We start from the raw sequence: 26267 nt of genomic DNA on the forward strand, positions 1-26267 counted from the left end.
ACCGCTTTTGTTACAATAACCGCCGTTGATGGTATAACGGTTTGATGCGTATGCTTGCCCGATTTTTGACCCTGCTTCTTTTCCTGACCTCACTCAGCGCCTCCGCCAGCCTGCTTAGCCAGCAGGGCAAGGCTGTGCGCTATATGCAAACCACCGAAGACGCGGTCATCTGGGCGCAGGTGGGAAATCATGTGGTCAGCGTCGGCAATGTTCGTGCCGGGCAGATCCTCGCAGTCGTCCCGACGGCGGCTGACTACTATGAGTTTCGTTTCGGCTTTGGCACCGGGTTTATTGATAAAGGGCATCTCGAGCCGGTGCAGGGCAAGCAGCGGGTGGAGGACCGTTTGGGGGATCTTAATAAACCGCTGAGTAACCAAAATTTACTCACCTGGAAAGATACACCGCTCTATGACGCTCCCTCGGTAAGCAGCGCGCCGTTCGGCACGCTGGCCAACAATCTGCGCTATCCGATCCTCAGCAAGCTGAAGGACCGGCTCAATCAGACCTGGTTTCAGATCCGCATTGGCGACCGGCTGGCGTGGGTCAGTAGTCTGGACGCGCAGGAGGATCACGGTATTCCCGTGCTGACCTATCACCATATTCTGCGCGATGAAGAGAACACCCGTTTTCGTCATACGTCGACCACCACCTCGGTTCGCGCCTTCACGAATCAGATGACCTGGCTGCGCGATCAGGGCTATACCACGCTGACCCTGTATCAGCTGGAAGGCTATGTGCGTAATAAAATCAATCTCCCGGCGCGGGCGGTGGCGATCACTTTCGATGATGGCTTGAAATCGGTGAACCGCTACGCCTATCCGGTGCTGAAACAGTACGGTTTCCATGCCACCGCGTTTATTATCTCCTCGCGTATTAAGCGCCATCCGCAGAAGTGGGATCCGAAATCCCTGCAGTTTATGAGCATTTCCGAGCTACGCCAGATCCAGGACGTCTTTGATATTCAGTCGCATACTCACTTCCTGCATCGGGTTGACGCCGGCCGGCGGCCGATTTTATTCAGTCGCAATTACCATAATATTCTGTTTGATTTCGCCCGCTCGCGCCGGGCGCTGAGCCAGTTTAATCCGCACGTTCTCTACCTTTCCTATCCCTTCGGCGGCTATAACGCTACGGCGGTGCAGGCGGCGAATGACGCCGGGTTTCATATGGCGGTAACGACGGTGCGTGGGAAGGTGAAGCCGGGGGACAATCCGTTTCTGTTAAAGCGGTTATATATCTTACGCACGGATTCGCTGGAGACGATGTCGCGGCTGATCAGTAACCAGCCGCAGGGGTAATACCGACGCTGCGCCTGAGCGCAGCGTCGCGGCCATCAGGCGACCTGTACCGGAATAGCTTTCGCCTGGCGCTTCATTTCGTTGTCGCCTTCGAAGTAGGCGATGTTAGGCTGCCAGCTGCGCGCCTCTTCGTCCGACATGGTAACGAAGCTGGCGATGATCAAAATATCGCCGACGCTGGCGCAGTGCGCGGCGGCGCCGTTAACGGAGATGATCCGGGAGCCCCGCTCGGCGGCAATGGCGTAGGTGGAGAAACGGTTGCCGTTGGTGACGTTCCAGAGGTGAATAGTTTCATTCTCCAGAATACCGGCCGCATCCAGGAAGTCCTGGTCAATGGCGCAAGAACCTTCATAGTGCAGGTCCGCCTGCGTGACTTTTACGCGGTGGAGCTTGCCCTGCAGCATATTACGCATCATAACTTCTACCCTTCAACCTTAATGTAGCAGAGCGGACACGGCGCCCGCCCTGAGAAAAGCCCGGGCAGTATTGCCCGATTTTTACCCGCTGTCTACTGAGCGAGCGTGACGATCCGGTTGTCGATCAGGCGAGCCTGCCCCAGCCAGGCGGCCATCAGGATCACCGCGCGCTGGCTGGCATCGGTCAGCTCAAGCAGGGTGTCGGCATCGCGGATCTGAATGTCGTCGGCGCGGAAGCCTTTCTCATTCAGCTCCTGTTCAGCGATAGCGATGATCTCATCGAGCTGCCGATCGCCGGCGGCCAGCTTTTCCGCCACCGCGCTCAGCACTTTATACAGACCAGGCGCGATTTTGCGCTGGTCGGCGGTCAGGTAGCCGTTACGCGAACTCAGCGCCAGGCCATCTTTCGCGCGGACGATCGGCACGCCGATGATCTCAATGTCGTAGCCCATATCGGCGACCATCTTGCGGATCAGCGCCAACTGCTGGAAGTCTTTCTCGCCGAAGCAGGCGACGTCTGGTTGAACAAGGTTGAACAGCTTACTGACGATGGTCGACACGCCGCGGAAATGGCCCGGGCGGCTGGCGCCTTCGAGCATGGTGGATAATCCCGGAACGTCGACGTAGGTCTGGCCTTCAGTACCCTGGGGGTACACTTCCGCCGGCGTCGGCGCGAAGACAAAGTCGACATGACGTTTGTTCAGCTTTTCGCAATCATCCTGTAAGGTGCGCGGGTAGCGCGCCAGGTCGTCGACGCGGTCAAACTGCATCGGATTGACGAAAATACTGACCACCACCACGTCCGCACTGGCTTTGGCTTCATCAACCAGCTTCATATGACCATCATGCAGGTTGCCCATCGTCGGGACCAACGCGATACGCTTACCTTCCTGACGCAGACGGCGGATATGCTGCCGCAGCAGCAGTACGGATTCAATAATCAGCACAACAAGACTCCTTAATGGAAACTGTGTTCTTCGCCCGGATAGACTCCGGATTCGACTTCGGCAATATACTGCCGCACCGCGGCGCGGATGTCGCCCGCTTCGGCAAGGAAATTCTTGGCAAATTTAGGAATGTGGCCGCCGGTAATGCCGAAAGCGTCATGCATCACGAGGATTTGCCCGTCGGTGACATTGCCCGCGCCGATGCCGATCACTGGAATGGTCAGAGCGTCGGTGATGCGCTTCGCCAGTTCAACCGGCACGCACTCCAGGACCAACAGCTGCGCACCCGCCGCCTCCAGCGCTAACGCGTCTTCAAACAGGGTCTGCGCCGCATCGCCGCGACCCTGCACTTTATACCCACCGAATACGTTCACCGACTGCGGCGTCAGGCCAAGATGGCCGCAAACCGGCACCGCGCGCTCCGCCAGCATCCTCACGGTGTCGGCCAGCCAGGCGCCGCCCTCGAGTTTGACCATATTGGCGCCAGCGCGCATCACGATGGCGGCATTTGCAAAGGTCTGCTCGGGGGTGGCATAGGCCATGAACGGCAGGTCGGCAAGCAGCAGGCTGTTTGGCGCGCCGCGGCGGACGGCGCGGGTGTGATAGGCGATATCTTCCACGGTAACCGGCAGGGTGGAGTCGTGACCCTGCACCGTCATTCCCAGCGAGTCGCCTACCAGCAGCACATTTATGCCTTCATCGGCGAACAGCTTCGCGAAGCTGTGATCGTAGGCGGTAATGGTGGCAAAGCGCTTCTTTTCCTGTTTGCATTTCTGCAGCAGGGCAATGGTGGTCGGTTTCATAACATTTCCTGATGATGAAAGTCATATTAACCGGCATTCTAACAGCAGCATTCAGAGGGGCAATGATTTTGGGCAACCGATTACGACGATCGCCGCAAATGCTAAAAAAGGGAGAGGGGATTACCAGCTGGCGGGCTTTTCCGCGCCGAGATTATCCAGCACGGCGCGCAGCGCCAGGCCGTCAGGAAAGTGAAGGTCCGGGGCGATCTCGAACAGCGGCCAGAGCATAAAGCCGCGGTTTTTCATATCGTAGTGCGGAACGGTCAGGCGCTCGCTGTTAATGACAGCATCGCCAAACAGCATGATATCGAGGTCCAGCGTGCGCGGCCCCCAGCGTTCGGCTTTGCGCACTCGCCCCTGCTGCAGTTCGATGCGCTGAGTATGATCGAGCAGCGTCTCGGGGGGCAGGGCGGTTTCCAGCGCAACGGCGGCGTTGAGATAGTCCGGCTGATCCTGCGGGCCCAGCGGCGGCGTGCGGTAGAACGAAGAGACGGCGACCACGCGGCTGTGCGGAATTTCGCCCAGGGCGCGGATAGCCGCCTGCGCCTGCTCCAGTGGAGAAGCAAGGTTGCTGCCAAGAGCGATATAGACCAGAGTCATGCGCTACCCTGGCGCGGCGCGCGCTTGCGCGGACGACGGTGACGACGGCGCGGCGCCGGATCGTCCCCGAGGTCGTTGAGCATATCTTTTTGCGCCGGCGGCGCGGCGACCTGGAATTCGCCCCACCATTTGGTCAGGCGCTGCAGTTCGTGGTTGTTCTCGGCGCCGGCGCGTAGCTCCAGCAGGTCATAGGCGGCGCGGAATTTCGGATGCTCCATCAGCTTCCAGGCGCGTTTGCCCTGACGACGGGACATGCGCAGCTGCAGCTGCCAGATATCACGAATAAGGGTGGTGATGCGCTTAGGGATCGCCAGCGTACGGCAGGCTTCGTCCAGCACATCGTTCATCGCCAGGGCGAAGGCGTCGTAGTACGCCAGGCCGCTCTCCTGAGCGATTTTTTGCGCCGTCTCCAGCAGCGGATACCAGAACATCACCGCGAAGAGGAAGGCCGGATTGACGCGCATATCGTTATGAATGCGGGTATCGGTATTCTTCAGCACCTGGCTGATGATCCGCTCCATCGGGCTGTCGCCGCGCTCGGTAAAGTAGCGGGTGATGGTCGGGAACAGCGGCTGGAACAGGCTGTATTCCCGCAGCAGCATGTAGGTCTGGTAGCCATACCCGGCCTGCAGCAGCTTAAGCACTTCTTCGAACAGACGCGCCGGCGGCACATCGTGGAGCAGGGCGGCCAGGCGCGGCAGCGGTTCAGCCGTTTCCGGGCTGATGGTCATATTGAGCTTGGCGGCAAAGCGCACCGCGCGCAGCATGCGCACTGGATCCTCGCGATAGCGGGTTTCCGGGTTGCCGATCAGACGGATCACGCCGTCCTGCAGATCCTTCATGCCGCCGACGTAGTCGCGAACGGTAAAGTCCGCCACGCTGTAATAGAGGCTGTTGATAGTGAAGTCGCGACGCTGGGCATCCTCCTCGATCGAGCCGAAGATGTTATCGCGCAGCAGCATGCCGTTCTGGCCCCGCTGGGAGGTGACGCGATCGGCGGTATGCCCTTCGTGATGGCCACGGAAGGTGGCGACCTCAATGATTTCCGGCCCGAACATCACATGCGCCAGGCGGAAACGTCGCCCAACCAGACGGCAGTTGCGGAACAGCTTGCGTACCTGATCCGGCGTGGCGTTGGTGGTAACGTCAAAATCTTTTGGCTTTTTGCCAAGCAGCAGGTCGCGGACGCCGCCGCCGACCAGCCAGGATTCGTAGCCCGCCTTGTTGAGGCGGTACATGACCTTGAGGGCGTTTTCACTGATATCTTTGCGGGAAATAGCATGCTGCTCACGCGGGATCACCGTCATAGGCGTTGGTTCGACGGCGGCTTCTGCCTCGCGCTCCTCACGGCTTAGCACCTTACGGCAAAAATTAGCGACTCGGGTAAAAATGGTGCACCTCGTAGTGTCAGACGGACTTCAGATCAACTGTACAGTGTAAAAATAGCGGCTAATCATAGCTCAGCGGGAGCCATTTGAGAATGCTCGATTTTCGCCGGCTGCCAGTTGGCGACGGCCTGGGCGAGTAAATCATCGATGCTCAGGGCCTGCCACTCCTCGGGGATCGCCTGATTCAGAAAGCGGAGCGCCCGGACGATTTCGGGGCGCGGATCGCCTTCCGGCAGCGCCGGCGCGTGGTTTTGTTTAGAGAGTTTATTGCCGTCGCCATTGAGAGCCAGCGGCAGATGGAGGTAATCCGGCGCCTGCCAGCCAAAATGCTGATACAGCGAAATCTGCCGCACCGTCGGCTCAATCAGGTCTGCGCCGCGGACAATCTCGGTGATCCCCTGAAAGTGGTCGTCGACCACCACCGCCAGGTTGTAGGCGAACAGCCCGTCGCGACGGTGGATAATAAAATCCTCACGCGCCAGCGGCTCATTGGCGATGAGCGTGCCGCGCAGACGGTCGCTAAACTGCAGCACCGGACGGGTTTGGCGCAGGCGCAGCGCGGCGTTTTCCGCCCCCAGCCCGAGATCGCGGCAGTGGCCGTCGTAGATCCCGCCCACGGCGTGGATCCGCGCGCGGGTGCAAGTGCAGTAATAGCTCAGCCCTTGCTCGCCCAGCCACGTCAGCGCCTCGCGGTAGGCTTCGTGCCGTTGCGACTGCCACAGCACGTCGCCATCCCAGTGCAGACCGTAGTGGTCAAGCTGGCGCAGGATGGTATCGGCGGCACCGGGGACTTCGCGCGGCGGGTCGATATCTTCAATACGAACACGCCAGATACCCTGGTTCGCGCGGGCTTGCAGGTAGCTGCCGAGCGCGGCGATCAGAGAGCCGAAGTGGAGTTCGCCGGAGGGGGAGGGGGCGAAGCGCCCTATATAGCGTGAGTCAGTCATGGTACGGACAACAGAACCAGGCGGGAGAGACTCCCGCCAGAGAGTGAGGCAGCAGGGGATTAGCCCGCCATCTGTTTTTCGCGAATTTCCGCCAGGGTTTTGCAGTCAATGCACAGATCCGCTGTCGGACGCGCTTCCAGACGGCGAATGCCGATCTCCACGCCGCAGGATTCGCAGTAGCCGAAGTCTTCGTCTTCAACTTTTTTCAGCGTTTTCTCGATCTTTTTGATCAGTTTACGTTCGCGGTCGCGGTTACGCAGCTCCAGGCTGAACTCTTCTTCCTGGGCGGCACGGTCTACCGGGTCCGGGAAGTTAGCTGCTTCATCCTGCATGTGCGATACGGTGCGATCCACTTCATCCCTGAGTTGATTACGCCATGCTTCAAGAATACGCTTGAAGTGCGCCAGCTGGGCTTCGTTCATATACTCTTCGCCCGGTTTCTCTTGGTACGGCTCCACCCCAGCGATGGCGAGAATACTCAGGGACGATGTTTTACGGTTTTGCCCTTCTTGCATGTTGCTTCTCCTTAACACGCACTATCGATCCCCATGTGGGGGAAAATCAGGCCGCTATAAATAGCAGATGCTTTTCCGGATAGCAATTATCTAAACGTTACACTTGACAACCCTGTGAAGAAAAGCGTATTCGCGCTTGCGACCCGAACACTATTTAGCCACTTATTTACCGGGGTTTAACACCACGGCGATCGGCTTATTCAGAGTCATCCTCGTCGTAGAAAGTTCCGCTTTCCAGGCGAGAATTTCCACCCCCTTGTCCTGGGCTTCTGTTAACAGCTGTGCGTATCTGGCATCAATATGATGCGCGGGAGAAAAACGGTCAATTGCCGAATGCAGGACGGCAAATAAAATCACCGCGCGGTCGCCATTTGCCGCGACGGCCATCAGTTCCCGCAGATGCTTCTGACCGCGCGTGGTCACCGCATCGGGAAAATAACCGTATTCTTTCTCCGCCAACGTAACCGATTTCACTTCAATATAGCAGTTTTGTCGGTCATCTGCCTGTAACATAATATCGATACGGCTATTCTCTTCGCCATATTTCACTTCGCTTTTCAGCTGGTTATAGCCTGAAAGTTCAGGAATTATTCCGGCGGAAATCGCCTCTTTCGCCAAAGAATTCGCGCGCAGCGTATTGACGCAAATAACTGCGCCCTGCTGGGTTTCAGTTAATTCCCAAGTGTGGGCATATTTGCGCTTCGCATTGTCCGAGGTGGAATACCAGACGGTGTCGCCCGGGACGGCGCAGCCGGTCATCGCCCCGGTATTCGGGCAGTGGAGCGTCAGCTCGCGGCCATCGGGGGTGACCACGTCAGCAAGAAATCGTTTGTAACGTTTAAGCAAAATGGCGGGCTGCAACGGCGGATCAAACTGCATCAACTTTCCTTATCAAACGGATAACGTTCCAGCGCCGTGTAGCGCGTGCGCCCCCGGCTAAAGCTGGACTCATAGAGCACGAACTCGTTCACCGGAAACGTCCAGCGAAAGCCGGGGGCCGGGATCGGCACCGCCTGGCGAGCATCGCGCCACAGGGTAATATGCGGGTGAAACGGCTGCGGGCTCTGATAGCAGCCGCTGCGCGCCGCCTGAGCGCGCAACATGCTGGCGAGCTGCAGCAGGCCGCGCGGCGGCTGGCGGGTTCCGAGCCACACCACTCGCGAACGTAGCCACTGTCCGGCATCGTCCAGCGTCAGGGTAAAGCCCGGCTGGCGCAGGCGACCAGCGAGAGCGGCCAGCGCCCGCTGTTTTTCCGCGCTCACCTCGCCGAGAAACGCCAGCGTCAGATGAAGATTATCCGCCGCGACGGGCCTGCCGGCATCTTCGGGGAAGTGCGTTGCCCGCCACTGGACAATTTGCTTCTGGACGGCAGACGGCAGTTCAAGCGCAAAAAACAGCCTTTTCGGCTCAGACATGATAGAGACTCGGTAATGAATTAGGGGGATGCTACAATGCGAACCCCTGAATGTTAACCCCCGGAGCCTTTTGTGTCCTCATTGCCGGTTGCCGCTGTCCTTCCAGAACTGTTATCCGCCCTGCAGCATGCGCCGCAGGTTTTGCTCAACGCGCCGACCGGCGCCGGGAAGTCGACCTGGCTGCCGCTGCAGATCCTCGCCGAGGGCAACATCGCGGGACGCATTATCCTGCTCGAGCCGAGGCGCCTGGCGGCGCGTAATGTCGCGCAGCGGCTGGCTGAACTGCTTGGCGAAAAGCCGGGGGAGACCGTGGGTTTCCGCATGCGCGCCGAAACCTGCGTCGGACCGCAGACCCGCCTGGAGGTGGTTACGGAGGGGATCCTGACGCGCATGATCCAGCGCGATCCGGAGCTGACGGGCGTGGGGCTGGTGATCCTCGATGAGTTTCACGAGCGCAGCCTGCAGGCGGATCTGGCCCTGGCCCTGCTGCTCGACGTCCAGCAGGGGTTACGTGACGATCTCAAGCTGCTGATCATGTCGGCGACCCTCGATAACGATCGCCTGCAGCGTCTGCTGCCGGAGGCGCCGGTGGTGGTCTCGGAGGGGCGCGCTTATCCGGTGGAGCGTCGCTTCAGCCCGCTCTCCGCGCACCAGCGTTTTGATGAGGCGGTGGCGGTAGCGGCGGCGGAGCTCCTGCGGCATGAACAGGGATCGATGCTGCTGTTTCTGCCCGGCGTCGGCGAGATCCAGCGCGTTCTGGAACAGCTGACGGAGCGCGTGGCGGAGGATGTCATTCTCTGCCCGCTGTATGGCGCGTTGCCCTTAAGCGAACAGCGCAAAGCGATCCTCCCGGCGCCGGCCGGGAAGCGCAAAGTGGTGCTGGCCACCAATATTGCCGAGACCAGTTTGACCATCGAGGGGATCCGCCTGGTGGTCGACAGCGCCCAGGAGCGGGTCGCCCGCTTTGACCCGCGCACCGGCCTGACCCGGCTGGTGACGCAGCGCATCAGCCAGGCATCGATGACGCAGCGTGCCGGACGCGCCGGTCGTCTCTCCCCGGGGATCTGCCTGCATTTGCTCGGCAAAGAACAGGCGGAACGGGCGGCGGCGCAGAGCGAGCCGGAGATCCTGCACAGCGATCTGTCGGCGCTGTTGCTGGAGCTGCTGCAGTGGGGCTGCCACGATCCGGCCGCGCTGGCCTGGCTGGATCAGCCGCCCGCGGGCAATCTGGCCGCCGCGCGCCGCCTGCTGGAGGCGCTGTCGGCGCTGGACGGCGAGCGGCTGTCGGCGTTTGGCCGCAAAATGGCAGCGCTTGGCAACGAGCCGCGGCTGGCGGCGATGCTGGCCGCCGCGCAGACCGATGACGAGGCGGCGACAGCGGCAAAGCTGGCGGCGCTCCTCGAGGAGCCGCCGCGCGGCGGACTGGTGGATTTGGGGGCCGTCTTTTCCCGTCAGCAGGCCAACTGGCAGCAGCGAGCGCAGCAGCTGATGAAGCGCCTGGCCCGCCGCGGCGGCCAGCCCGATGCCGGGCTAATGGCGGGGCTGCTGGCGTCGGCCTTCGCCGATCGCATCGCCCGCCGCCGCGGTCAGGAGGGGCGCTACCAGCTGGCGAACGGCATGGGCGCGATGCTGGACGCCGACGACGCGCTGGGCCGTCATGAATGGCTTATCGCTCCGCTGCTGCTGCAGGGTAGCGCTTCGCCGGATGCCCGCATGCTGTTGGCTCTGCCAGTGGATATCGGCGAGCTGATCGCCGCCCGCCCTGAACTGGCGAAAAGTTCCGACACGGTGGAGTGGGATGAAGCGCAGGGGACGCTGAAAGCCTGGCGGCGGACGGTGATCGGCCAGTTGGTGATCAAGACCCAGCCGCTGGCGAAGCCCTCTGAGGCAGAGCTGCATCAGGCGATGCTCAACGGTATTCGTGAGAAAGGCCTCGGGGTGCTCAACTGGACGCCAGAGGCTGAGCAGCTGCGCCTGCGGCTGCACTGTGCGGCGCAGTGGCTGCCGGAAGAGGCATGGCCCGCAGTGGATGACGCTTCGCTGCTGGCCTCGCTGGAGGCATGGCTGCTGCCGCAGATGAACGGCGTTCATTCCCTGCGGGCGCTGAAGGCGCTGGATCTGCGTCAGGCGCTACAGGACTGGCTGCCATGGCCGCTGCGCCAGAAGCTGGATCGCGAGCTGCCGACGCACTATACCGTGCCGACCGGCAGCCGCCTGGCGATCCGATACCATGCGGAGAACCCGCCAGCGCTGGCGGTGCGTATGCAGGAGATGTTCGGCGAGGCCACGACGCCGGTGATCGCCGAGGGGCGGGTGCCGCTGGTGCTGGAGCTGCTGTCGCCTGCCCAGCGTCCGCTGCAGATCACCCGCGATCTGAGCGCCTTCTGGCAAGGGAGCTACCGCGAGGTGCAGAAAGAGATGAAGGGACGCTATCCGAAGCACGTCTGGCCGGACGATCCGGCCAACGCCGCCCCGACCCGCCGCAGCAAAAAATACTCGTAGCCGCCGCTGCCGGGCGGCATCCTGCCCGGCCAGTCGGTTCGCAAACGCTAGACCATCTGCTGCCAGAGAAAAATACCCCCGCCGGCCAGCGCCAGCCAGGGGCCGAAGGCCAGCGGCTGCTGCAGCGACTGCCGGGTCCACAGGCGTTGCAGTAGGGTCCACACCAGCCCGCTGGCCGAAGCGAGCAACAGCACCTGCGGCAGAACCTGCCAGCCGCACCAGGCGCCCAGCGCCGCCAGCAGCTTAAAATCGCCATAGCCCAGCGCCTCTTTCCCGGTCAGCAGGCGGAACAGCCAGTAGACCGACCACAGCGCCAGATAACCGGCCATCGCCCCGGCGACCGCATCCGGCAGGGCAATGTACACCTCGTTAAGATTGAACAGCAGCCCGGCCCACAGCAGGGGCAGAGTCAGGCGATCGGGCAGCAGCTGGGTCCGGGCGTCAATCCGCGCCAGTATCAGCAGGAACGAGAGCAGCACCAGGCCGCCCGCCAGCGGCAGGCCCGGCGTCAGCAAAGCTCCGGCGAGGATAAACAGCAGGCCGGTGGCCAGCTCGGTCAGCGGATAGCTCCACGCGATGGGCGCCTGACAGCAGCGGGCGCGACGGCCCAGCCAGAGGAAACTGAGCAGCGGGATATTGTCCCGCCAGGCGATCGGCTGGCGGCACTGCGGGCAGGAAGAGCCCGGGGTGCTGAGGGTTATCCGCTCGTCGTCCTCGGTCTGGGTCAACATGCGCGGCAGACGATAGATCACCACATTGTAAAAGCTGCCCAGCGCCAGGCCGAACAGCAGTAGAAAGCCATACCAGACAAAGGGAAAGTGCAGCGATAACGCGGCTAGTGTCGTCATTTTTGCTCCTGTGGTAACCATTTTCCCTGCAGCTGCCACGGCGTCGGGCCCGGGGCGTTATTCGCTGTCGGGCGCGTGACCAGCAGCGCCAGCAGCGGCGGCATCCCCTGCCGGGGCTGTAGCGTGCCGCGAAACAGATAGCGGCCATCGGGCGACAGAGTCCCCTGGCCGCTGAGGCTCAGCTGATGAGAGTCCTGACGGAGAGTCAGCGCCACGGCGCCGTCCACCGTACAGCGGAAGGTGCCATTAACCTGGGCCAGCTCCAGGCTGCCGACCGGGGAGTGCAATCGGGCCTGCCGCCACTGCGCGCCTCCGGCGATGATATGCCGGCAGCGTCCGTCGCTGAACCGCCCTTCGGTCAGGCTGAAGGTGACCTCCCCCGCGGCCTTGACGGGCATAGTCGACATCAACCAGCGGCTGAGCAGGCTGGCGGGGGGGGGCGGTGAGCCGCCCCTCCTGTAGGCGCAGATCGCGAAGGCCCCACAGCCGGGCCTGACCCATCACGCCGCGGGGATCGCTGAGAGAGACCTGCCAGCCCGCCAGGGTCAGCGACCACGCCAGTCGTTCAAGCCGTTCCCCATGCCAGTAGACCGGTTGCGCCGCGCCGCGCCAGACGCTGCCGCTAAACTGCCCCACCTGTACGCCGGGCGGCAGCATGGGGGCCAGCAGGCGCGCCGGAGCGGTGGCGGTGAGCCACAACAGATAGAGGACCAGCAGCAGTCCGCCCGCGATCCAGTTAGCCTTCATCGTCGCGCTCCAGCAGCAGATGGTTGACCGTGACCCAGCCGGGCCGCGACGGCTGCCCGGTCACGGACAGCGAGATCGCGTTGACGCCGCGCATCGCCGGAGCGTCCAGCCAGTCGATCAGCGCCTGGAAAGCGCAGGGCTGAAGGGTGATCTGCAGACGTTTTCCCTGCGGCTGCAGGCGGACGACCGTCAGTCCGTGGCTCGCCGCCTCGCGCATCACCAGCGCGGTGAGCGCCTCTTTTGCCGCCGGCGCGGGCTGCTGGCTGAGCTGCTGCAGGCGCGGAGCCTGCTCCGTCATCCAGCGCAGGCTGGCCTGCTCTTTCACCAGGGTTTGCCGCCACTGCGCCTCGCGGGCTCGCCAGGGCTGCCACAGCCCATACCAGAAGGCGCATGCCGCCAGCAGCCCTGTCAGACCAAGCAACAGGCGCTGCTCCGACGGCGTGCGCTGCCGCCACCAGATAAGCAGATTAGCCATCGTTTTCCTCCAGCGTCAGTTGTCCCTCAATGCCATCCGGTTTCGTGATCATGTCGCCCGGCCGGACGCGAAACCGCGGCTGCGCCCGCTGGGTAAACTGCTCCAGCGCCCGGGAAGAGACCGCGGCGATATCCAGCTGCAGACGATTGCCCGCGGCATCCCAGCTCAGCGCTCGCAGACGGATCCCCGGCGTTTCGCTGAGGATGTTTTGCAAGGCGCTGAGGCGGTCGACGAGGGGGGCATGCTGCGCCTGACGGGTGAGGGTTTGCAGGTGCTGCTGCATCTGCAGTCGCGGGTTAATCACCTTTTTCTCCGTCGGAAACCAGCGGTGATAGAAGGCCCGGCTGGCCTGTTGCGCCGCCTCGGCCTGACGCGCCAGATCGCGATGGTCCAGCACGCTGTTTGCCCCTGCCAGTAACGCCAGAGCCAGCGCGGCATACCGCGCCGGACGCCAGCTCGCCTGCGCAGACCGCCGCCGGACGGCGAACTCCCCCTGCAGCAGACTGAGTTTCTGCGCTGCCGGATGGCGTGCGGCAAGTGTCAGCAATGTCTGCGCAGGCTGCTCCCGCCAGACGCCCGGCGCCGCGGGCGGCGGCGAATAGCTGTCGATGACGTGCTCTTCCGCCTCGCTCTGCAGCAGCTCCGTCAGCCAGACGTTTTCCGCCGCCATGCCGCCCCACGGCTGGTGGCGGATCAGCCACTGCTCGTCCACCTGCACCGCGCTCCACGCCGGCGGTTGCCAGGGCAGGGCCAGCACGTCGGGCGTCAACGCCAGGGGCTGTAAGGAGAGCGATTCGCAGCGCGCCAGCCAGTCGCGCATTTTTTGCCGCTGTACGGCGACGATCTCGCACTGGGCCTGCTGGCGGTGGAGCAGAGCAAAATGGGTGGCTTCCACATCGTCTGCCAGCTGCTCTTCCAGCAGAAACGGGGCCACCTGCAGCGGCGGTTTACGNNGCCGGTAGGGTGAGCGAGTGAAACGCGCAGTCGCTGGCCGGGATCAGCACCCAGGCCGGGTACTGCTCAGCCAGCGCCGGGAAAGGGCTGGCGTCGTCAGTCGGCCACCGGCCGCTGGCCTCGTGGTGCGGCTCGCCGGGGGCGAAGAGTTGCCAGTGCAGCGGCGCCTGCGCGGCGGCGAGGCGCACGATCAGCATGGCCTGGGGAGAAGCATTAATCTTGTTCATCGACCACCATAGAGAGTCCATATCGCCGCTGGACGACGGTAAACGTGCGCCCCGATTGTTGCAGGACGCTGTGCAGCTGAAAGCGGAGATTGCCAGTCACCACGGTAAAAGCGGCGATAAAGCGTGCGCTGTGCACCGTCAGCCAGGGACGGGCAAGCGTGGTATCGGTTTTCTGCAGCGTCGGCTGCGCGAGAAAGGCGGCGACGCTGCTCCACCCGGTTCGCGGGCGGTTGTGCAGCAGCTGTTGCGCCTCCTGCAGCGTCAGATCGCCGGGAAAGAGGGCCACCAGCAGGGCGGCCTGGGAGGGGCGCAGGGTGTTGACATTGACCTGCAGCGCGTCATCCGGCTGGACGCAGACGAAGGGGAGCAGGCGCTGATAGAGCGCGGCGTCCATCCCGACCAGCAGGCGCAACTCGCTGACATCCTGCATCGGCTGGTTGGCGGCGAGATAGCCCGGGGTTTGCGCCATATAGACCTCGTCCTCCGCCCCGTTCAGCCGCGGCTGGCCGTCGCTGTCCATCCAGTCGCCAAGGGCGGCGGCGATCTGGCTGGCGCGCAGCGGCGGCTCGCCGAGCAGCGCCAGCAGCCGAACGAAGACGTCGGTCGGGTAGGGCGTTCCGTCGCCAGCCTCATCCGTGCGATGGTTGATGGCATTGAGGTTAAAGCAGGCGTGCCCGTCGCGGATCGTGGCGCGGATTTCGCCATCGTCGAGGGTAAAGCGGCGCCCCTCCTGCGCCCAGGTTTGCGCCAGGTTCGTTTGACTGGGCGAGTCCAGCGCATCGCGTTGCAGCAGCGCGGCGGCCATGTTTTCCGCCGCCAGGGCGTACCATCTGGCCTGCAAATTATCGAGGGTCACGGCGGTATGCTGATACATGACCGCGGTGCGCTCGGTCATGGCGCTGGCGAGGATCATCATCAGGGCGAGGATGAAAAGCACCATCAGGAGCGCGACGCCGCGTTGCCGATTTATCACTGGCCGCCTCCCGGGGTGAGTAAAAACAGGCGGGTTATCTCCCCGCTGTTCGCCAGCGTCAGGGTGATCTCCAGCCCCTGCGGCAGCGTCTGCGGGCGGTCCCAGGTTTCCTGCCAGCGCCCGTCGGCGTAAAACCGCAGGCGAAACGCCGTGACCTCGCGCAGCAGCACCCGGACCGTCGGCTGGCTGCCGGTCAGCGGATCCTGCTGATCGAAGCTCAGACGCTCAAGCTGCTGCTGGCGCAGACGGTAGCTGACGTTCTGGATCTCCGAGCGCGGGAGGATCCCCAGCGGGTTTGGCCAGCCGCTGCGGCTGAAGGCCAGTCCCCAGTCGTCGCTCTGCAACTGGAAACGTCCGGCGAAGAAAAACGTGTCGCTGTTTCTGGCGCGACGGGGAATGATGTGGGTGACATCGTCGGCTATCTGGCGAAAGGCGCGCTGGAGGGCCGCGATCTGCTGGCTTTTCTCGCGGGTCAGGCCATCGGCGCGGATGACGTTCTGCAGCACCATCACGGCGGCGGCGCTGAGGACGGCGAGGATAGCCAGCGCCAGCAGCGTTTCGATCAGAGTGAAACCGCGCATTTTCGTTATCATGGCGGCGTCACCCAGGTGCGCAGGGTGGCCAGCGGCGCGGGATCGCTTTTTTGCCGCCGGACCTCCACGTCCAGCGCCCGCAGCTGCGGCAGCGCGGTTTCCACTCCCTGCCAGCGAACGAACCAGCGCGTCCCGGCGGCCTCCACGGTGGTTTCAGACCAGCTGAGGGCAGGCCAGCGTTTCTCCAGCCGCAGCTGCACCAGCTGGTTATCCGCCAGCCAGCTGGCGAGGATTTTCTCTTCCATACGCCCGAGCTGGCGCGTCTGCTGCAGGGTGGACTGCATCACCGCCAGGCCAGCGAGGGCGAAAATCACCAGCGCGACCATCACTTCGATAAGCGTCATTCCGGCTTCACGCTTCATGGCTGCTCCCGCGCAGCCAGCGGCTGGCTGTCGCCCTGGGCGTCGACGTTGATGCCCGTCGCGGCGTCAATCCGCAGCTGAAACGGCGTGACTTCACCGCCGGGAAAAATAAGCTCGTCGGGCTGCTCGCCCGGCGTCCACGCCTGGCCGTCGGGAAAGCGCAGCGTCAGCCTGGCCCGCGGGAGGGTTTCCGCCGTGGTGACGCGTCCGGCCTGCAGCGGCAGCCACTGCGCGTTGCCCCACCGGTCGTCAGCCGCCGCCGGGGCGCTATCGTCGGCAGGCTGCAGGCGCATAAACTGCCAGCGCTCAGGGTGGATGATAATGCCGAAGAGCTGACCGGTTTGCTGCCCGCGCTCGCGGACAAAATCCAGTTGCGCCTGAAAGCGCGCCAGGATCTGTGTGGCCTCCTGGGTGCGGGCGGAGGGAAACGCCAGCAGCACCATGCTGGCGCTGACGCCGATCAGCAGCAGGACCAGCATCATCTCCAGGAGGGTGAAACCGCGCTGAGACACTATTTCTTCCCGAGGGTCCAGTTGCCGATATCGTCATTGGTGTCGGGCATCCCGTCCGGGCCGACGCTGAAGACGTCGATGGCGCCATGCTGACCCGGGCTTAACAGCTGATACTCATTCCCCCACGGGTCCTGCGGCAGACGGCGGATATAGCCGCCTTCCGGGTAGTTGCGGGCATGCGGCTCGGCGGCCGGAGCGGTCACCAGCGCCTGCAGTCCTTGTTCGGTGTTGGGGTAGCGGCTATTGTCGAGTTTATACATGTCCAGCGCTCCCTCGAGCGCCACCAGATCGCTGACCACCTTCTGGCGGTCCGCTTTCTCCTTGTTGCCCATCAGGTTAGGCACCACCAGGCTGGCGAGAATGCCGAGAATGACGATCACCACCATAATTTCCAGTAACGTGAAACCGCGTTGCCGTTGCATAGTTTTCTCCATTAATACAGTTACATACTCATAAGTGTGTTCAGTTGCAGGATCGGCTGCAGGATGGCCAGCACGATAAACAGCACCATGCCGGCCATGGTGACCACCAGCAGAGGCTCAAACAGGCTGAGGGCCATCTGGATCTGCGCGCTCAGCTCCCGGTCCTGGTTCTCCGCCGCGCGCTCCAGCATGGCGGTCAGTTCTCCGCTCTGTTCGCCGCTGGCGATCATGTAGCGCATCATCGGCGGAAACAGGGCGGTGGATTCCAGCGCCCGATGCAGACTGACGCCTTCGCGTACCGATTCGCTGGCCGCCGCCAGCTGGCTGCGCGCCCAGGCGTTGCTGAGGACGTCGGCGCTGATGCGCATCGACAGCAGCAGCGGCACCGCGCTGGCATTGAGAATGCTTAAGGTGCGGGCGTAGCGCGCGCTGTTGACGCTGCGGGCCACGCGGCCGATGACCGGCAGGCGCAGCAGCGCCCGGTCCCAGGCGAGCCGCCGGGCGGGCTGGCGCAGCAGATAGCGCAGCGCCAGCAGCGCCAGTAACGACAGCAGCGCCAGCCAGGGGCCCGCGCTGCGCACGATGTCGCTCAGGCTCATTAGCAGCCGGGTAGAGAAGGGCAGGGCCTGTTTAAGATGGACAAACTGCTCAACGACTTTCGGCACCACGGTGGAGAGCAGAATGGCGATCACGCTGATAGCGACCAGCGTCAGTACGATGGGGTAGATCATCGCCTGCAGCAGGCGGGCGCGGAGCTGCTGGCGCTGCTCGGTATAGTCCGCCAGCCGGTTCAGTACGCCGTCGAGATGGCCGGAGGTTTCGCCGGCCGCCACCATGGCGCAGAACAGCCCGTCGAAGCAGGCGGGATAGCCGCGCATCGCCTCCGCCAGCGAGTGGCCTTCGAGCACTTTGCTGCGCACCCCGGCCATTAACGTTCTTAGCGACGGCTTTTCGCACTGCTGGGCGACGGCATCGAGCGCCTTTTCCAGCGGGATCCCGGCGGCAACCAGAGTCGCCAGCTGGCGGGTGAGCAGGGCTAAATCACCGGCGCTGGTGCGCCGGGTAAGGGATCCGCCGGCCCACAGTCGGCGCGCCGGGTCGGCAGTTGTCACTTCCAGCGCCAGCCAGCCCTTGTCCCGCAGCAGCTGGCGGGCGTGGCGGGCGGAGTCGGCCTGCTGAAGGCCGCGGCGGGTTTTGCCCTGCGCGTCCAGCGCCTGATAGCGAAACAGGGCCATCTTAGACGCTTTCCGTCGTTTGCTGTTCGGTGACCCGCATCACCTCCTCCCAGCTGGTGATCCCCGCCAGCGCTTTGTCGCGTCCGGCATGGCGCAGGGTTTGCCAGGCTGGCCCCAGCTGCTGGATCAGGGTGATCTCGTTCTCGCCGCGGTGGATGGCGGCGCGCACGCGATCGTCGATTAGCAGCAGTTCATGGATCCCGGTACGCCCACGATAGCCGATGAAATTACACTCCGGACAGCCTTTGGGCTGCCACAGCCGCGCGCCGACCGGGACCGCCATCTGCCGGGCGGTGTTGGCATCCGCCTGCCAGGGCTGACGGCAGTGCGGGCACAGTTGGCGCACCAGCCGCTGCGACATCACCGCCAGCAGCGAGGTAGAGAGTAAAAAAGGCTCCACGCCCATATCCTGTAGACGGGAAATGGCGCCCAGCGCGCTGTTGGTGTGCAGGGTCGACAGCACCAGGTGCCCGGTCAGCGAGGCCTGAACGGCGATCTGGGCGGTTTCGCCATCGCGGATTTCGCCCACCAGCACTACGTCCGGATCCTGGCGCAGGATGGCGCGCAGGCCGCGGGCGAAGGTCATCTCGACTTTGGCGTTGACCTGGGTCTGGCCTATGCCCTCCAGCTCATACTCCACCGGATCTTCAATGGTCATGATGTTGCGCTCCCGGGCGTCGAGGCGGCTGAGGGCGGCGTAGAGCGTCGTGCTTTTCCCGGAGCCGGTCGGACCGGTGACCAGGATGATGCCGTGCGGGCGGGCGATCAGCGCATCGACCCGATCGAGCAGGGCGGGCGGCATGCCCAGCGTCAGCAGATCCAGGTTGACGCTGTTTTTGTCCAGAAGACGCAGGACGACGCGTTCGCCGTGGCTGGAGGGCAGGGTGGAGACGCGCACGTCGATTGCTCGCCCGCCGATGCGCAGCGCCATGCGGCCATCCTGAGGGACCCGCTTTTCGGCAATGTCCAGGCTGGCCATCACCTTGATGCGCGAAATTAACAGGGCGGCCAGCCGCCGCTGCGGGCGCAGAATTTCGCGCAGCACGCCGTCGACGCGAAAGCGGATCTGCAGATGGCGCTCGTAGGTTTCGATATGAATATCCGAGGCTTTCTCTTTGATGGCCTCGGTGAGCATGGCGTTGATCAGGCGGATGATCGGCGCGTCGTCCTCGCTGTCGAGCAGATCGTCGGTGTCCGGCAGCTCTTCGGCGAGGGTATAGAGGTCGAGCTCATTGCCGATGTCGGCCATCATGCGGTGCGCCTCCGCCGAATCACGCTGATAGCTGAGCACCAGCACTTTCTCGAACGCGTCCGGCGCCAGACGGCTGACGCGCATCGGCCCGTCCGCCAGGCGGCGCGCTTCCAGCAGCGCCCGGGCGGCGGTATCGGGGCGGCACAGCGCTTCGCAGCGTTCACCGTCGCTGAGCAGCACAAGATGGTGCGCGCGGGCCCAGGCGAAGGGCAACAGCGGACGGCGTTCGGCGGCTGGCGTCATGGGCGGCCTCCGAGATTGAAGGCGTCAATGGCGGCGCTGACCTGGCGGAAGGCCTGGGTCTCCTGCTGCGGATAGATATGCAGCAGGTCGTTGCTGAGCGACGCTTCGCTGCTTTCTTTACCCCGCTGTTTAGTTTGCGCATTGTTGAAGGCGGTGTACTGGCCGGAAGAAGCCTGGCGGTACTCATCGCGATCGCGAATGATGGTCGGGCGGATAAACAGCATCAGGTTGCGTTTCGACACTTTCTTGCTGTCGGAGCGGAACAGGGCGCCGATCAGCGGGATGTCGCCGAGCAGCGGCACTTTGTCGGCGGTATCGGTGACGCTTTTATCCAGCAACCCGCCAACCACTACCGTTTCGCCGCTGCCGACCAGCACGGCGTTATTCACCGTCCGGGTATTGAAGGTCGCCCCGAGATCGCTGCTGGTGCTGGAGGCCGAGTCGGCAACGCTCGATACCTCCTGCTCAATCTCCAGCAGCACCGCATCGCCTTCGTTAATCTGCGGTTTCACCTTCAGTTTAATGCCGACGGTTTTGCGCTCGACGGTATTGAAGATGTTGTCGCCGGAGGTGGTTTGCGAGCCGGTTAATACCGGAACTTCCTGGCCGACGTTAAAGGTGGCTTGCATGTTATCGAGGGTGACGATGCTGGGGGTGGCCAGAATATCGTTCTTGGTACTGCTGGAGAGGGCGGTGAGCAGCATCGCCCAGTTCCCCTGATAGAAGCCGGCGGCGATACCATTAAACGAGCCGAGGGCGCTGGCCAGCGAGCTGCTGATGGTACCGTCTTTGTTGTACTGGTTGGCGCCGGCGATAGCCGTCGATATCGGCAAACCGCTGTTGGTGAACTGCGTCATGCCGGCGTTCTTGTTTGCCCACTGGATACCGAGATTAAGGCCATCGGCATCCTGCACTTCGGCAATAATCGCCTCCACCAGCACCTGCGGGCGGCGGATATCGAGCTGGGCGATCACCCGCTCAAGATCGTTCATCACGTCCGGCGCCGCGGTGACGATCAGGGCGTTGGTCTGGCCGTGGGCTTTGATAATAATATTTTTGTCGATCGCGGCCACTGGCCTGGCGCTTTGCTTGTCGCTCTGCAGCGAGCTGCTGATCCCGGTCAGAACCTCCACCAGATCGGCGGCTTTGGCGTACTTCAGGTAGATCACTTTGGTGTTACCCTGTACCGCCTGCTGGCGGTCGAGCTGTTTGATCATGGCGATGATGCGCTGGCGCGAGTTTGGTTCGCCGCTCACCAGTACCGCGTTGGTGCGCTCATCGGCCACCACGTTCGCCACCATCGAGCCCGGCAGCGCCGACTTGCTGGTATCTTTATTAAGCTCGGTAACCAGTTTGACCACTTCCGCGGCGGAGGCCCAGGAGAGGGGCACGGTCACCACGCTGCGATCCCCGGCGTTGTCGACGCGCTCGACAATGGTCAGCAGGCGTTTGATAACCGCCGCGCGGCCGGTCATCAGCAGTACGTTGGAGGGCTCATAATGGACCACGCTGCCGGCGCCAGCGTTATCGTTCAGCTGGCGGAGCAGCGGGGCGAGATCGCGGGCGGCGACGTTGGTCAGGGGCACCACCCGGGTGACCACTTCATCGCCTTCGCCCGGTGCGGCCGCGCTGGCGACCGGCACGGCCGAGGTCTTGGCGTCTTTGGCGCGGACCACTTTTAGCACGCCGTTATTCATATTGATCACGGCGAAGCCATATACATCCAGCACGCTGAGGAAGAATTGATAATATTGTTCTTCATTGAGCATATCGTAACTGCGCACGGTGATAGTGCCGCGTACGCTGGGATCGATAATCACCGTTTTATTCAGGTTTTTGCTGACGGTATTGATAAATTCCTGGATATCGGTGCCTTTAAAACTGGCGGAAAATTCCTCCGCGGCGGCCGGAGAAAATAGCAGCGGGGTTAATATCAGCAGCGCAGGCAGCATTTTTCGCAGGCGTTTCATGGTTGGCAATTATTCATCCCCCAGCGCGAAAGCAATATCGTGTCGTTGGCCTTCCCGCTCAACGGTTAGCGTTATTTCGGTCATGTCGGCCAGATTCTGCAGCGCCTGTTGCGCTTGCTCCTGGTCGCGTAAATCGATGCCATTTAAGGCAATCGCCAAATCATTTGCCTGCAGGCCGGACTGGCGAAACAGCGAGGCGTCTTTGCCTGGGTTTAGTCGATAACCCAGCAGTTTGTCGCCGCTGAGTACCGGCGAAATAGATAAATAAGTGAGGATATTTTGCGGCTGTTCGCGGAGTCGCTTCACGAGGGGCGGGTTGCCCGCGGCGGTGGGCGGCGGCGACGGCGCGCGGCTGTCGTTAAATAATAAAATGGCCTCTTTGCGCCCCTGATAGTTGACGATGATCCGGTCAGGCAGAATGGCGGCGATCCGCGCATCATACCCTGGGAGGGGATCGCCCGTGCTAAGGCTAACCTGCTGATTTCCCTTTTCGATAATAGCGATGGAGCGCGCCGGGTTGCTGCTGGCGAGTAGCCCGGCCAGGCGTAGCTTCAGGCTGGAAACCGGCACCTGATTGAGACTGGCAGCATCCGTTGGCGTGGGGCTATTTTTCACCGCCAGGCCAAACAGGGTAAATGCGGGCCGCACATTTTTTAATTCCGGATCTGCCGCCGGAGGCATGGTTAACGGTAGGGCGGAAATATCCTCAGGACTCACAGGGAATACCACGCGCCAGGTTAATTTCGCCAGCTGTGGGATAGCGGTTATTAATATGATGAGCGTCACAATTTGTGGTAATAATTTAATTATCCCTTTATTTATATTTGTTAACCTCATCACAGAAACTGGCATTTTAATTCCTTTGCTAATTTATTTTTCTGCACGTTGGCGTAATACCCTACCGAAACAGGTAGGTGATTATTGGCTTTTGAATTATTTATTGCCGGAGAGTGGCGATAAGCGTGGCGAATCATAATCAGTTTGCGGTTTCGGGTCGTCATTCCCTTTATTGATTTACTCCCCCGGCTTCCTACGCCCCCCGCTCATTTGTGGGGGATGATTGCGCCTGGGAAAGCAAAAATATCTAATTAGCGCGCTGTAAAGATATTCATCCTTTCTTACCTTTTATAATTTAATAAGCATATTAGGGACTATCGAATGCTCAGATATACCTGTCATGCCCTATTTCTTGGATCGTTAGTATTATTGAGTGGCTGTGATAACAGCTCTTCCTCTTCTACCTCTGGCTCACCGGGTTCACCAGGCAATCCTGGCACTCCCGGCACGCCCGACCCGCAGGATGTCGTCGTCCGCTTACCGGACGTTGCCGTCCCAGGCGAAGCGGTGCAGGCTTCCGCCAGGCAGGCTGTCATTCATCTCGTCGATATCGCCGGCATCACCAGCAGCACGCCGGCCGACTATGCGACGAAAAACCTCTATTTATGGAACAACGAAACCTGTGACGCGCTGAGCGCGCCGGTGGCGGACTGGAATGATGTCAGCACCACGCCGACCGGCAGCGACAAATATGGCCCTTACTGGGTGATCCCGCTGACTAAAGAGAGCGGATGCATCAACGTTATCGTCCGCGATGGCACCAATAAGCTTATCGACAGCGACCTGCGCGTCTCTTTCAGTGATTTCACCGATCGGACGGTATCGGTCATCGCCGGCAACAGCGCGGTCTATGACTCCCGCGCCGACGCCTTCCGCGCCGCCTTTGGCGTGGCGCTGGCCGATGCGCACTGGGTCGATAAGACTACTCTGCTGTGGCCGGGTGGGGAAAATAAACCCATTGTGCGCCTCTATTACAGCCACAGCAGTAAGGTGGCCGCCGACAGTAACGGCGAATTTAGCGATAAATATGTCAAGCTGACCCCCACCACCGTCAACCAGCAGGTAAGCATGCGCTTCCCGCATCTCGCCAGCTATCCAGCCTTTAAACTGCCCGATGATGTTAACGTCGATGAATTGCTGCAGGGCGAGACGGTGGCGATAGCCGCGGAAAGCGATGGGATCCTGAGCTCAGCCACCCAGGTGCAGACCGCCGGCGTGCTGGACGATACCTATGCCGCCGCCGCCGAGGCGCTGAGCTATGGCGCCCAGCTAACCGATAGCGGCGTGACCTTCCGCGTCTGGGCGCCCACGGCGCAGCAGGTTGAGCTGGTGATCTATAGCGCGGACAAGAAAGTGATAGCCAGTCACCCGATGACCCGCGACAGCGCCTCCGGCGCCTGGTCCTGGCAGGGGGGAAGCGACCTGAAGGGCGCCTTCTACCGCTACGCGATGACGGTCTACCACCCGCAGTCGCGTAAAGTCGAGCAGTACGAAGTGACCGATCCCTACGCCCACAGTTTGTCGACCAACTCGGAGTACAGCCAGGTGGTCGATCTCAACGACAGCGCGCTGAAGCCGGAAGGCTGGGACGGGCTGACGATGCCGCACGCGCAGAAAACCAAAGCCGATCTGGCGAAAATGACGATTCACGAATCGCATATTCGCGATCTCTCCGCCTGGGATCAAACCGTTCCTGCGGAGCTGCGCGGTAAGTATCTGGCGCTCACCGCCCAGGAAAGCAATATGGTCCAGCATCTGAAACAGCTGTCGGCCTCGGGCGTGACCCATATTGAGCTGCTGCCGGTCTTCGATCTGGCGACGGTCAATGAGTTCAGCGACAAGGTCGCCGATATTCAGCAGCCGTTCAGCCGCCTGTGCGAGGTCAATAGCGCGGTGAAGAGCAGCGAGTTTGCGGGCTATTGCGACAGCGGTTCGACGGTTGAAGAGGTGCTGACTCAGCTGAAGCAGAACGACAGCAAGGATAACCCGCAGGTGCAGGCGTTGAATACGCTGGTGGCGCAGACCGACTCCTATAACTGGGGCTACGATCCGTTCCACTACACGGTACCGGAAGGATCCTACGCCACCGATCCGGAAGGCACAGCGCGTATTAAAGAGTTCCGCACCATGATTCAGGCGATCAAGCAGGATCTGGGAATGAACGTCATTATGGACGTGGTGTACAACCACACCAACGCCGCCGGCCCGACCGATCGCACCTCGGTACTGGATAAGATCGTCCCCTGGTACTACCAGCGTCTGAACGAAACCACCGGCAGCGTGGAATCGGCTACCTGTTGCTCCGACTCGGCGCCAGAGCACCGGATGTTCGCCAAGCTTATCGCCGATTCACTGGCGGTATGGACCACCGATTATAAGATCGATGGCTTCCGCTTCGACCTGATGGGCTACCACCCGAAAGCGCAGATCCTCTCGGCCTGGGAACGCATTAAAGCGCTGAACCCGGATATCTACTTCTTTGGCGAAGGCTGGGATTCCAACCAGAGCGATCGCTTTGAAATTGCCTCGCAAATCAATCTCAAAGGCACCGGGATCGGCACGTTCTCCGATCGTCTGCGCGACGCCGTGCGCGGCGGCGGGCCGTTCGACTCCGGTGACGCATTACGCCAGAACCAGGGCGTGGGCAGCGGGGCTGGCGTTCTGCCGAATGAGCTGACCACCCTGAGCGACGATCAGGCGCGTCACCTCGCCGATCTGACCCGTCTCGGCATGGCCGGTAACCTTGCGGACTTTGTGCTGATCGACAAAGACGGCGCGGTGAAGAGAGGCAGCGAGATTGATTATAACGGCGCGCCAGGCGGCTATGCGGCTGATCCGACGGAAGTCGTGAACTATGTGTCAAAACACGATAACCAGACGCTGTGGGACATGATCAGCTATAAAGCCGCTCAGGAGGCGGATCTCGATACCCGCGTCCGGATGCAGGCGGTGTCGCTGGCGACGGTGATGCTCGGCCAGGGGATCGCCTTTGACCAGCAGGGCTCGGAGCTGCTGCGCTCTAAATCCTTTACCCGCGATTCGTATGATTCCGGCGACTGGTTTAACCGCGTGGACTACTCCCTGCAGGACAACAACTACAACGTCGGTATGCCGCGCAGCAGCGATGATGGCAGCAATTATGACATTATCGCCCGGGTGAAAGACGCGGTGGCTACTCCGGGTGAAACGGAGCTCAAGCAGATGACCGCGTTTTATCAGGAGCTGACCGCGCTGCGTAAATCGTCTCCGCTGTTTACCCTCGGCGACGGCGCGACGGTGATGAAGCGCGTGGACTTCCGCAATACTGGCGCCGATCAGCAGACGGGTCTGCTGGTGATGACCATCGATGACGGGATGCAGGCTGGCGCCAGTCTGGACAGCCGTGTCGACGGCATCGTGGTGGCGATCAACGCCGCGCCGGAAAGCCGGACGCTGCAGGACTTCGCCGGCACATCGCTCCAGCTGAGCGCTATTCAGCAGGCGGCGGGCGACCGGTCGCTGGCGAGCGGCGTGCAGGTTGCCGCTGACGGTTCGGTCACGCTGCCGGCCTGGTCGGTTGCCGTTCTCGAGTTGCCGCAGGGCGAGTCGCAGGGCGCTGGCCTGCCGGTGAGCAGTAAATAACATAACGTAGGGCGCCCGTAAGGGCGCCTCTGGCTGATGACAAACCTGTTTCGTTATTGTGCTCGCCTTTCTGTCGGGTGGCGGCTTTCGCCTTACCCGGCCTACGAAAGATTGCAATTTCAAACAGTTATGCAGTTATCTGTAGGCCCGCGCAAGCGTAGCGCC

The 26267-nt window shown here is 62.1% G+C and carries 24 protein-coding genes and 2 pseudogenes; 3 read left to right on the plus strand and 23 right to left on the minus strand.

The features are described 5' to 3' along the window. The first annotated feature begins 44 nt into the window (after nucleotides 1-44). Nucleotides 45-1298, plus strand: coding sequence for a polysaccharide deacetylase family protein (locus KHQ28_RS18370; protein ID WP_004145907.1), 1254 nt, complete (start codon nucleotides 45-47; stop codon nucleotides 1296-1298). A 35-nt stretch (nucleotides 1299-1333) separates the two neighbouring features. Here the strand turns inward: KHQ28_RS18370 and panD are convergent, their stop codons facing one another. The 9 genes from panD to thpR all read right to left on the minus strand — a co-directional run bounded on the left by panD (nucleotide 1334) and on the right by thpR (nucleotide 8329). After that, nucleotides 1334-1714, minus strand: coding sequence for an aspartate 1-decarboxylase (panD, locus tag KHQ28_RS18375; protein WP_002888834.1), 381 nt, complete (start codon nucleotides 1712-1714; stop codon nucleotides 1334-1336). Between the two features lie 92 nt (nucleotides 1715-1806). Then, complete coding sequence (gene panC / locus KHQ28_RS18380; protein WP_002888835.1) at nucleotides 1807-2661, minus strand: pantoate--beta-alanine ligase; 855 nt, start codon at nucleotides 2659-2661, stop codon at nucleotides 1807-1809. An 11-nt stretch (nucleotides 2662-2672) separates the two neighbouring features. After that, nucleotides 2673-3464: a 3-methyl-2-oxobutanoate hydroxymethyltransferase gene (panB, locus tag KHQ28_RS18385; protein ID WP_002888841.1), complete on the minus strand. Its 792-nt coding sequence runs from the start codon at nucleotides 3462-3464 to the stop codon at nucleotides 2673-2675. A 120-nt stretch (nucleotides 3465-3584) separates the two neighbouring features. Next, on the minus strand, nucleotides 3585-4064 hold the full coding sequence (folK, locus tag KHQ28_RS18390) for a 2-amino-4-hydroxy-6-hydroxymethyldihydropteridine diphosphokinase (RefSeq protein WP_012737407.1): 480 nt from the start codon (nucleotides 4062-4064) through the stop codon (nucleotides 3585-3587). Continuing rightward, nucleotides 4061-5455: a polynucleotide adenylyltransferase PcnB gene (gene pcnB, locus KHQ28_RS18395; RefSeq protein ID WP_074181955.1), complete on the minus strand. Its 1395-nt coding sequence runs from the start codon at nucleotides 5453-5455 to the stop codon at nucleotides 4061-4063. Before pcnB ends, folK begins: the two co-directional genes overlap by 4 nt. A 62-nt stretch (nucleotides 5456-5517) precedes the next feature. Further along, the gene (gene gluQRS, locus KHQ28_RS18400; protein ID WP_004145903.1) at nucleotides 5518-6399 is read right to left on the minus strand and encodes a tRNA glutamyl-Q(34) synthetase GluQRS; all 882 of its coding nucleotides are present in this window, start codon (nucleotides 6397-6399) and stop codon (nucleotides 5518-5520) included. Nucleotides 6400-6458: 59 nt separating this feature from the next. After that, nucleotides 6459-6914 (minus strand): RNA polymerase-binding protein DksA, encoded by a 456-nt coding sequence (dksA, locus tag KHQ28_RS18405; RefSeq protein WP_002888845.1) that lies wholly within the window; start codon nucleotides 6912-6914, stop codon nucleotides 6459-6461. A gap of 162 nt (nucleotides 6915-7076) precedes the next feature. Next, nucleotides 7077-7793: a DNA/RNA nuclease SfsA gene (gene sfsA, locus KHQ28_RS18410; protein ID WP_004177390.1), complete on the minus strand. Its 717-nt coding sequence runs from the start codon at nucleotides 7791-7793 to the stop codon at nucleotides 7077-7079. Then, nucleotides 7793-8329 carry an RNA 2',3'-cyclic phosphodiesterase gene (gene thpR / locus KHQ28_RS18415; RefSeq protein ID WP_004177389.1) on the minus strand — a complete coding sequence of 179 codons (537 nt, stop codon included), beginning with the start codon at nucleotides 8327-8329 and terminating at the stop codon, nucleotides 7793-7795. The genes sfsA and thpR overlap by 1 nt, the downstream gene beginning before the upstream one ends. A 72-nt stretch (nucleotides 8330-8401) precedes the next feature. Between thpR and hrpB the strand changes: the two genes are divergently transcribed. Continuing rightward, a complete protein-coding gene (gene hrpB, locus KHQ28_RS18420; RefSeq protein WP_032419389.1) occupies nucleotides 8402-10831 on the plus strand; it encodes an ATP-dependent helicase HrpB in 2430 nt (809 codons plus the stop codon). A gap of 47 nt (nucleotides 10832-10878) precedes the next feature. Here hrpB and KHQ28_RS18425 read toward each other — a convergent pair whose 3' ends face one another. The 14 genes and pseudogenes from KHQ28_RS18425 to KHQ28_RS18490 all read right to left on the minus strand — a co-directional run bounded on the left by KHQ28_RS18425 (nucleotide 10879) and on the right by KHQ28_RS18490 (nucleotide 22618). After that, the gene (locus KHQ28_RS18425) at nucleotides 10879-11679 is read right to left on the minus strand and encodes an A24 family peptidase (protein ID WP_032419388.1); all 801 of its coding nucleotides are present in this window, start codon (nucleotides 11677-11679) and stop codon (nucleotides 10879-10881) included. After that, nucleotides 11676-12426, minus strand: a pseudogene (locus KHQ28_RS18430) (type II secretion system protein N). Before KHQ28_RS18430 ends, KHQ28_RS18425 begins: the two are co-directional and overlap by 4 nt. Then, on the minus strand, nucleotides 12416-12901 hold the full coding sequence (locus KHQ28_RS18435) for a type II secretion system protein M (protein WP_004145896.1): 486 nt from the start codon (nucleotides 12899-12901) through the stop codon (nucleotides 12416-12418). The pseudogene KHQ28_RS18430 and the gene KHQ28_RS18435 overlap by 11 nt, the downstream one beginning before the upstream one ends. Next, nucleotides 12894-14082 (minus strand): annotated as a pseudogene (gene gspL / locus KHQ28_RS18440) (type II secretion system protein GspL). The gene KHQ28_RS18435 and the pseudogene gspL overlap by 8 nt, the downstream one beginning before the upstream one ends. Then, a complete protein-coding gene (gspK, locus tag KHQ28_RS18445; protein WP_077259564.1) occupies nucleotides 14069-15055 on the minus strand; it encodes a type II secretion system minor pseudopilin GspK in 987 nt (328 codons plus the stop codon). The pseudogene gspL and the gene gspK overlap by 14 nt, the downstream one beginning before the upstream one ends. Next, the gene (gene gspJ, locus KHQ28_RS18450; protein WP_032419387.1) at nucleotides 15052-15648 is read right to left on the minus strand and encodes a type II secretion system minor pseudopilin GspJ; all 597 of its coding nucleotides are present in this window, start codon (nucleotides 15646-15648) and stop codon (nucleotides 15052-15054) included. Before gspJ ends, gspK begins: the two co-directional genes overlap by 4 nt. Next, nucleotides 15645-16010 carry a type II secretion system minor pseudopilin GspI gene (gene gspI / locus KHQ28_RS18455; RefSeq protein ID WP_002889025.1) on the minus strand — a complete coding sequence of 122 codons (366 nt, stop codon included), beginning with the start codon at nucleotides 16008-16010 and terminating at the stop codon, nucleotides 15645-15647. The genes gspJ and gspI overlap by 4 nt, the downstream gene beginning before the upstream one ends. Further along, the gene (gene gspH, locus KHQ28_RS18460) at nucleotides 16007-16522 is read right to left on the minus strand and encodes a type II secretion system minor pseudopilin GspH (RefSeq protein ID WP_211777645.1); all 516 of its coding nucleotides are present in this window, start codon (nucleotides 16520-16522) and stop codon (nucleotides 16007-16009) included. Before gspH ends, gspI begins: the two co-directional genes overlap by 4 nt. Beyond that, nucleotides 16522-16944 carry a type II secretion system major pseudopilin GspG gene (gene gspG, locus KHQ28_RS18465; RefSeq protein WP_002889054.1) on the minus strand — a complete coding sequence of 141 codons (423 nt, stop codon included), beginning with the start codon at nucleotides 16942-16944 and terminating at the stop codon, nucleotides 16522-16524. Before gspG ends, gspH begins: the two co-directional genes overlap by 1 nt. 20 nt (nucleotides 16945-16964) lie before the next feature. Further along, nucleotides 16965-18179, minus strand: coding sequence for a type II secretion system inner membrane protein GspF (gene gspF, locus KHQ28_RS18470; protein ID WP_004177382.1), 1215 nt, complete (start codon nucleotides 18177-18179; stop codon nucleotides 16965-16967). A 1-nt stretch (nucleotide 18180) separates the two neighbouring features. Further along, nucleotides 18181-19674: a type II secretion system ATPase GspE gene (gene gspE / locus KHQ28_RS18475; RefSeq protein WP_004145888.1), complete on the minus strand. Its 1494-nt coding sequence runs from the start codon at nucleotides 19672-19674 to the stop codon at nucleotides 18181-18183. Further along, the gene (gene pulD / locus KHQ28_RS18480) at nucleotides 19671-21644 is read right to left on the minus strand and encodes a GspD family T2SS secretin variant PulD (RefSeq protein WP_032419386.1); all 1974 of its coding nucleotides are present in this window, start codon (nucleotides 21642-21644) and stop codon (nucleotides 19671-19673) included. The genes gspE and pulD overlap by 4 nt, the downstream gene beginning before the upstream one ends. Before the next feature lie 9 nt (nucleotides 21645-21653). Next, nucleotides 21654-22496, minus strand: a complete 843-nt coding sequence (gene gspC / locus KHQ28_RS18485; RefSeq protein ID WP_004177377.1) for a type II secretion system protein GspC — start codon at nucleotides 22494-22496, stop codon at nucleotides 21654-21656. Next, nucleotides 22481-22618 carry a hypothetical protein gene (locus KHQ28_RS18490; protein ID WP_004219434.1) on the minus strand — a complete coding sequence of 46 codons (138 nt, stop codon included), beginning with the start codon at nucleotides 22616-22618 and terminating at the stop codon, nucleotides 22481-22483. The genes gspC and KHQ28_RS18490 overlap by 16 nt, the downstream gene beginning before the upstream one ends. Nucleotides 22619-22802: 184 nt before the next feature. On the opposite strand from KHQ28_RS18490, the gene pulA reads away from it, so the two are divergent. After that, nucleotides 22803-26102 (plus strand): pullulanase-type alpha-1,6-glucosidase, encoded by a 3300-nt coding sequence (gene pulA / locus KHQ28_RS18495; RefSeq protein WP_032419385.1) that lies wholly within the window; start codon nucleotides 22803-22805, stop codon nucleotides 26100-26102. The last annotated feature ends 165 nt before the right edge of the window (nucleotides 26103-26267 follow it).

Origin of the sequence: Klebsiella sp. 28, assembly GCF_018223905.1 — a bacterium.
Lineage (GTDB): Bacteria > Pseudomonadota > Gammaproteobacteria > Enterobacterales > Enterobacteriaceae > Klebsiella > Klebsiella pneumoniae.